Source organism: Protofrankia sp. CiT1, from assembly GCF_917627335.1.
Lineage (GTDB): Bacteria > Actinomycetota > Actinomycetes > Frankiales > Frankiaceae > Protofrankia.
The window spans coordinates 1-6,639 of sequence record NZ_CAKJTP010000186.1 but is presented as its reverse complement, the minus strand read 5'-3'; the positions used below and the strand labels follow the sequence as shown (position 1 = coordinate 6,639).

5 protein-coding genes and 1 pseudogene are annotated in these 6,639 nt (G+C 68.6%); 3 read left to right on the top strand and 3 right to left on the bottom strand.

Going from position 1 to position 6,639, the window contains the following annotated elements; genetic code table 11:
- Positions 1-30 precede the first annotated feature (30 nt).
- A complete protein-coding gene (locus MJ785_RS19315) occupies positions 31-783 on the bottom strand; it encodes an IclR family transcriptional regulator (protein ID WP_239310353.1) in 753 nt (250 codons plus the stop codon).
- Positions 784-933: 150 nt separating this feature from the next.
- Between MJ785_RS19315 and leuC the strand changes: the two genes are divergently transcribed.
- The 3 genes from leuC to MJ785_RS19300 all read left to right on the top strand — a co-directional run bounded on the left by leuC (position 934) and on the right by MJ785_RS19300 (position 3,582).
- Positions 934-2,331 carry a 3-isopropylmalate dehydratase large subunit gene (leuC, locus tag MJ785_RS19310; RefSeq protein ID WP_239310352.1) on the top strand — a complete coding sequence of 466 codons (1,398 nt, stop codon included), beginning with the start codon at positions 934-936 and terminating at the stop codon, positions 2,329-2,331.
- Between the two features lie 98 nt (positions 2,332-2,429).
- Positions 2,430-3,017, top strand: a complete 588-nt coding sequence (leuD, locus tag MJ785_RS19305; protein WP_239310363.1) for a 3-isopropylmalate dehydratase small subunit — start codon at positions 2,430-2,432, stop codon at positions 3,015-3,017.
- A 280-nt stretch (positions 3,018-3,297) separates the two neighbouring features.
- Positions 3,298-3,582, top strand: coding sequence for an HU family DNA-binding protein (locus MJ785_RS19300; protein WP_239310351.1), 285 nt, complete (start codon positions 3,298-3,300; stop codon positions 3,580-3,582).
- 93 nt (positions 3,583-3,675) lie between these two features.
- On the opposite strand, the gene MJ785_RS19295 is transcribed toward MJ785_RS19300, so the two are convergent.
- Together MJ785_RS19295 and MJ785_RS19290 are read right to left on the bottom strand one after the other, a co-directional pair.
- On the bottom strand, positions 3,676-5,886 hold the full coding sequence (locus MJ785_RS19295; protein ID WP_239310350.1) for an RNA degradosome polyphosphate kinase: 2,211 nt from the start codon (positions 5,884-5,886) through the stop codon (positions 3,676-3,678).
- A gap of 539 nt (positions 5,887-6,425) precedes the next feature.
- Positions 6,426-6,639 (bottom strand): annotated as a pseudogene (locus MJ785_RS19290) (2-phospho-L-lactate guanylyltransferase); the annotation flags it as partial.

The following is a 6,639-nucleotide window of genomic DNA, read 5'->3' as shown; positions in this document are numbered from 1 at the left end:
TGATCTTTCTGCTCCGCGCGAAGGTACGGCTCATGATGACGGCTGGGCGGATTTCTGCTGTAGGCGCGCGGTCAACAGCTCGGCGGCGGTAACGATGGCGGTGCCGTGGCGGCGGCCGGGGGAGCGGGTCAGGCGCTCGACCGGGCCGGACAACGACAGCGCCGCGACCACCTTGCCGCCGTCACGGACCGGCGCTGACACCGACGCGAGTCCTGGTTCGCGCTCGCCGACACTCTCGGCCCAGCCATGCCGTCGCACCCGTTCCAGCACGGACGCGTCAAATGCCGCCGCGCCGGGAAGGAGCGCACCAACGGGAAGGGCGCTCGCGTCGGCGCCGGTGGCATCGGTGAAGGCCAGCAGCACCTGTGCTCCCGATCCGGCGGTCATCGGCAGCGTGGACCCCACGGGGACGGTGTCACGCAGGCCGCTGGCGCGTTCGGCCGCGGCCACGCACACCCGTACGTCTCGGCGCCGCACGTAGAGCTGGCTGCTCTCGCCGGTGGCGTCGCGCAGCTCCGCCAGGACCGGGGCGGCCGCGTCCACCAGCGCCCAGGGCAACGGCAGCGCGCCACCGGCGGCCAGCCGCGGGCCGGGAACGAAGCGGCCGTGCGGATCCCGCCCGACCAGCCTGTGCACCTCGAGCGCGGCAGCGAGCCGGTGCGCGGTCGCCCGGCTGAGCCCGGTCCGGGTGACCAGTTCACCGAGGGACACCGGGCCCGCCTCCACCGCGCTCAGCACGGCGGCAGCCTTGTCAAGAACACCGACTCCGCTAAGCTGTTCCACAGGCTGATATTGCCATCTCAGATAGTGGGAAGCACGGTATTCGGGATGGTCGCAATCAGTGATTTGCATCGCAACGTTCACCATCGCAACGTTCACCGCCCGGCCGCCACTGCCGGGCGGATCCGAGAAAGCCACCTGAAGGAGTGGGCTATGGGGCGCACACTCGCGGAGAAGGTCTGGGACGCTCACGTCGTCCGGCGTGTCGACGACGAGCCCGACCTGCTCTACATCGACCTGCATCTCGTGCACGAGGTGACCAGCCCGCAGGCCTTCGAGGCGCTCCGGCTCGCCGGCCGGAGCATCCGCCGGCCGGAGCTGACTCTCGCGACCGAGGACCACAACGTCCCGACCACCGACACGCTGCGCCCGATCGCGGACCCGGTGTCGGCGGCCCAGGTCGAGGCCTTGCGCAAGAACTGCGCCGACTTCGGTGTCCGGCTGTACCCGATGAACGACCCGGGCCAGGGAATCGTCCACGTGGTCGGTCCGCAGCTGGGGCTCACCCAGCCGGGTATGACGATCGTCTGTGGAGACAGCCACACAGCTACCCACGGCGCGTTCGGTGCGCTCGCCTTCGGCATCGGCACGAGCCAGGTCGAGCACGTGCTGGCCACCCAGACGCTGCCACAGCACCCGCCGAAGACCATGGCGGTCACGGTGGACGGGCCGCTGCCCGCCGGGGTCACCGCCAAGGACCTGATTCTCGCGATCATCGCTCGGATCGGTACCGGCGGCGGCCAGGGGCATGTGATCGAATACCGTGGTGAGGCCATCCGCGGGCTGTCCATGGAAGGCCGTATGACGGTCTGCAACATGTCCATCGAAGCGGGCGCGCGTGCTGGCATGATCGCTCCCGACGAGGTGACCTTCGCCCATCTTCGGGGCCGCCCGCACGCCCCGGTGGGAGCGGCCTGGGACGCCGCACTCGCCTACTGGCGGACCCTGGCCACCGATGATGATGCGCTGTTCGACCGCGAGGTGGTGCTCGACGCGACCGGGCTGAGCCCGTTCGTCACCTGGGGCACCAACCCCGGGCAGGGCGCGCCGCTGTCGGCCAGGGTTCCCGCCCCGGCCGACTACGCCGATCCAGCTGCCCGCGCCTCGGCTGAGCGGGCACTGGCCTACATGGCGCTCACCCCCGGCACCCCCCTGCGTGACATCACCATCGACACGGTGTTCATCGGGTCCTGCACGAACGGCCGCATCGAGGACCTGCGGGCCGCCGCGGACGTCCTGCGCGGTCGCCGGGTGGCTGACGGGCTGCGGGTGCTGGTCGTCCCCGGTTCGATGGTGGTGAAGGCGCAAGCCGAGGCTGAAGGGCTGGACGAGGTCTTTCGCGCGGCGGGAGCGCAGTGGCGCAGCGCGGGCTGCTCGATGTGCCTGGGAATGAACCCGGACACCCTGCGGCCGGGCGAGCGCAGCGCGTCCACGTCCAACCGCAACTTCGAAGGACGCCAAGGCCCCGGCGGGCGCACTCATCTGGTCTCGCCCGCCGTCGCCGCCGCGACCGCCGTCACCGGGCGGCTGACCGCGCCCGCGGATCTTTGACCGCTGAGCTCCGCGGCGAGCCGGGCAGATGGCTTTCGAAACACGCGCCAATCGCCGACGCGGGCCCAACCACGACACGACGAAAGGGTGCATTCGTGATGGAGGCGTTCACCACGCACACCGGTCGAGCGGTGCCGCTGCGGCGCAGCGACGTCGACACCGACCAGATCATCCCCAGTGACTGGCTCAAGCGCATCGAGCGTACCGGGTTCGGCGCCGGCCTGTTCTCGCAGTGGCGGGCCGATCCGGGCTTCGTTCTGAACGATCCGGCGTACATCGGCGCGACGATCCTGCTCGCTGGCCCGGACTTCGGCACCGGGTCGTCCCGCGAACACGCTGTGTGGGCACTGCAGGACTACGGCTTCAAAGTCGTGATTTCGGCCCGCTTCGCGGACATCTTCCGTGGCAATGCGCTTGGTAACGGCTTGCTACCGGTTGGACTGCCGGCGGTGACGATCGAGGCGCTCGCTGATCAGGTCGAAGCCGATCCTGGCGTCCAGATCACCGTTGACCTGGCCACGCGTGAGGTGCGGGCACCCGGGCTCGTCGCGGGTTTTGAGATCGACGACTTCACTCGCTGGCGTCTCATGGAGGGGCTGGACGACGTCGGCCTGACCCTGCGGCGACAGGAGGGCATCGCGGCCTTTGAGGCCGCCCGCCCCGGGTGGCTGCCGGTGACTTCGTAGCGGGCTCCATATCGGCCTCCGGCGGTGCGGATTGAAATGATCAATACGCTGCGGGAGCGGTGATGGTTACTGAATGTTACAAACATGGCTGATCGCGGGATCGTCCACCATCCTCCCGGTGCCGTCAGATGATCTAGAAGAGTCGTTGACGTGCGGGTTTGTGTTGCGCGACACGCGCAGGGGAATTGCCCTAACCGGTGGACATGCCTACGGTGCAGCGCAGTGTGATGCCCGATCTGCTCCCTAACCCCGCGCCCGCGGGGGGCGTCCGGAGGTTGTTGTGAACAAGTCCCAGTTGGTTGATCGTATCGCCCAACAGATCGAGGGCGGGCGATCGAACGCGACCAAAGCCGTCGATGCCGTGTTCGAGGCAATTCAGGAAGCCGTGTCCGCTGGTGAGAAGGTCACCATCACCGGGTTCGGCGTCTTCGAGCGTGTCGAGCGGGCCGCCCGTACCGGCCGCAACCCGGCCACAGGAGAGCCGGTACAGGTCGCGGCCTCGGTCGTGCCGAAGTTCAGGCCGGGTTCGGAGTTCAAGGCCAGCGTGTCCGCGAGCGAGGAGTAAGTAACTCGTAGGCGGGTGCCGACCGTGGGTCCGCCAGGGCACTCACGGTCGGCGCGGTGCTGGCGCGGTGCCGGCCGTCGGCACACGTGCCGGTCAGTTGTGCGCCAGGCGTAGGGACGGGCTCATCAGGTCGGTCTGATAGTCCGACAGCGGTTCGCCGTCCGGGCTGGTCGACTGTCGATACCAGGTCCCGTCCGGGCGCAGGATCCAGGCTGCCACGCTTTCGGAGAAGGCGTGGTCGAGCATGGCCCGGAGCGGTTGCTGAAACGGCCGGCCCACCCGCACCAGCGCCTCGATGCGACGGTCGAGGTTGCGATGCATCATGTCCGCGCTGCCGATCCAGCACTCTTGGAGCGAGGTGAACTCCAGGACCCGGCTGTGCTCCAGGAAGCGGCCCAGGATCGATCGGACGTGGACGGTTTCGGACAGGCCCGGGATGCCGGGCCGTAGCCCACAGATCCCCCGGACGAAGCACTTCACCGGCACACCGTCGCGTGACGCCCGGTAGAGCGCGTCGATGATCTCTTCGTCGACAAGGCTGTTGACCTTGATGCGGATCCCGGACGTCTGGCCTTGGCGGGCCGCCTCGGCTTCCCGCTCGATACGTTCGATGATGCCGTCCCGCATGTGCTGGGGCGCCACCAGCAGTGAGCGGTACTCGGTCTGGCGGCTGTAGCCGGTCAGCACGTTGAACAGGTCGGTGAGGTCGGCGCCGACGTCGGGGTCGGCGGTGAGCAGGCCGAGGTCCTCGTACAGCCGTGCCGTCTTCGGGTTGTAGTTGCCGGTGCCGACGTGGCAGTACCGGCGCAGCCCGCCGCGTTCCTGACGGACCACCAGACAGGTCTTGCAGTGTGTTTTCAGGCCGATCAGTCCGTACACGACATGACAGCCGGCCCTCTCCAGCTCTCGTGCCCACCGGATGTTCGCGGTCTCGTCGAACCTGGCCTTGATCTCCACCAGGACGACGACCTGTTTGCCTGCCTCGGCCGCGCTGACCAGCGCGTCGACGATGGGGGAGTCACCCGACGTCCGGTAGAGCGTCTGCTTGATCGCAAGGACATGCGGGTCGGCCGCGGCCTGTTCGATGAAGCGCTGTACCGAGGTGGTGAACGAGTCGTAGGGATGGTGGATGAGCACGTCACCCTCACGCAGCGCCGCGAAGAAATCGGTCTGCTCTCCCTCGGAGGCGGCGAGCCGCGGGTGGGTCCGCCGCACGTGCGGGATGTCTTTCAGCTCGGGACGGTCGAGGTCGTAGAGCGCCCACAGGACCGACAGGTCGATGAGCCCGTGAACCCGCATGACCTCGCGGTTGGTGACCTCCAGCTCCCGCATGAGCAGGTCCAGCAGGTCGTCGTCGATGTCGTCGGCGACCTCAAGACGTACGGCCGGGCCGAACCGTCTGCGCGCCAGCTCGCGCTCGAGCGCCTGTAGCAGGTCCTCGGCCTCGTCCTCCTCGACTTCGAGATCGGCGTTGCGCGTCACCCGGAACAGGTGCGCGTCCACCACCTCCATACCGGGGAAGAGCTGCGAGAGGTGGGCGGCGATCACCTCTTCCAGCGGGATGAAGCAGACCGTGTGGTCGTCGGACTCCGCTCCTCGCGGGCCGAGCTGCCTGCCGCCGTGCGGCGCGCCGTCCGGGGCGACGCGGATCAGCCGCGGTACGTTCTGCGGGACCTTCACCCGCGCGAACCGCTCGTTGTCCCCGCCTGGGCTGCGTACCGTGACCGCGAGGTTGAGCGACAACCCGCTGATGTAGGGGAACGGGTGCGCCGGGTCGACCGCGAGCGGGGTCAGCACGGGGAAGACCTGCTCGTTGAAGTACCGGTGCAGGCGCTCCTTCTGGACCTCGGTCAGATCGTTCCACAGCCGGGTCGTGATGCCGGTCTCTGCCAGCGCGGGTGCCACCACCTCGCTGAAGCACCGGGAGTGACGTTCGTAGAGCTCGGCCGCTGACGTGCTGATCAGCTCGAGCTGCTCGCGGGAGGTGAGGCCGTCAGCGGAGAGCGCGGCGAGGCGGGTCGCTTCGCGGCGCATCAGGCCCGCGACCCGGACCATGTAGAACTCGTCCAGGTTGCTGGCGAAGATGGCCAGAAACTTGGCCCGCTCGAGCAGCGGGGTGGCCGGATCCTCGGCGAGTGCCAACACACGGGCGTTGAAGTCCAACCAGGACTTCTCACGGTTGATGAAACGGTCGTTGGGAAGGTCGGACGGGATCAGCGGCCGGGGTGCTTCCAGTGGCTCAAGCAGTGCGCTCCGTGGTTTGCGCTGCGGCTGTTCGGATCGGTTCACCACCAGCTCGGTCATGCCCTCGATGGTGCCAGTCTCCGGTCATGGCGGCAGATGTGAGCAGCGACAGGGACCGGTACGACACGTCCGGGGTGACCTGTCGGTGAACATCACGTGTAACGGTCACGAAATGCCTCTGGATGGATGCCGCAGCATGGCGGAAACATCCGGACAGCCGGTGCGTGTGAATCTAGAGCCAGCGGGCATTGCGGCGAGGTTGGTTACTCACCGTATCCGTCGGCGGTTCAGCCACGCCTGCGGCGCTCCGGCCCGGCAGCCGGTGCACAGGCTCGTCATGGTTCCGCCGTACAGACATGGCGACCAGGTATTACAGGCGTATCACCGCACTGTGTCGGAGCCGGCGGGCATAGCTGCCCGGGAGCGCACCGTCGGCGGCGTACCGGCCACGATGGTGAGACGCGACACGGTTGTACCGCGGCTCGCCCGGGACGTGTCTGGTGCGGGCGCCGCGCACACCCGCATCGAGCCGAACCAGCCCGCCGGGGCTTCAGCTGGCCTGGGCGGGCGGACCGGGCCCGGCCAGGGAGCGGCTGGTTTCACGGTTTCAGGATGTCGTGTGTCCGCGGGCCGACGCCGAGGCTCATTGCTTCCCGCAGGTCCGCGAGCGTGTCCACATCACGTCGCAGACCGGGTACGGACCGGCCGAGCGACCCGGTCAGATCCCGGGCTCCTGAACTGATGTGCGCCGCCCGGCTTGCCGGGCCGAAGCGGGGCGCGAGCGGCGTTCCGGGCGCGGCGGCGAGCATGACC

Coding starts and splice junctions, on each gene's coding strand:
- MJ785_RS19295 (WP_239310350.1), bottom strand. CDS start 5,886: ATGACCGAGCTGGTGGTGAACCGATCCGAACAGCCGCAGCGCAAACCA.
- leuC (WP_239310352.1), top strand. CDS start 934: ATGGGGCGCACACTCGCGGAGAAGGTCTGGGACGCTCACGTCGTCCGG.
- leuD (WP_239310363.1), top strand. CDS start 2,430: ATGGAGGCGTTCACCACGCACACCGGTCGAGCGGTGCCGCTGCGGCGC.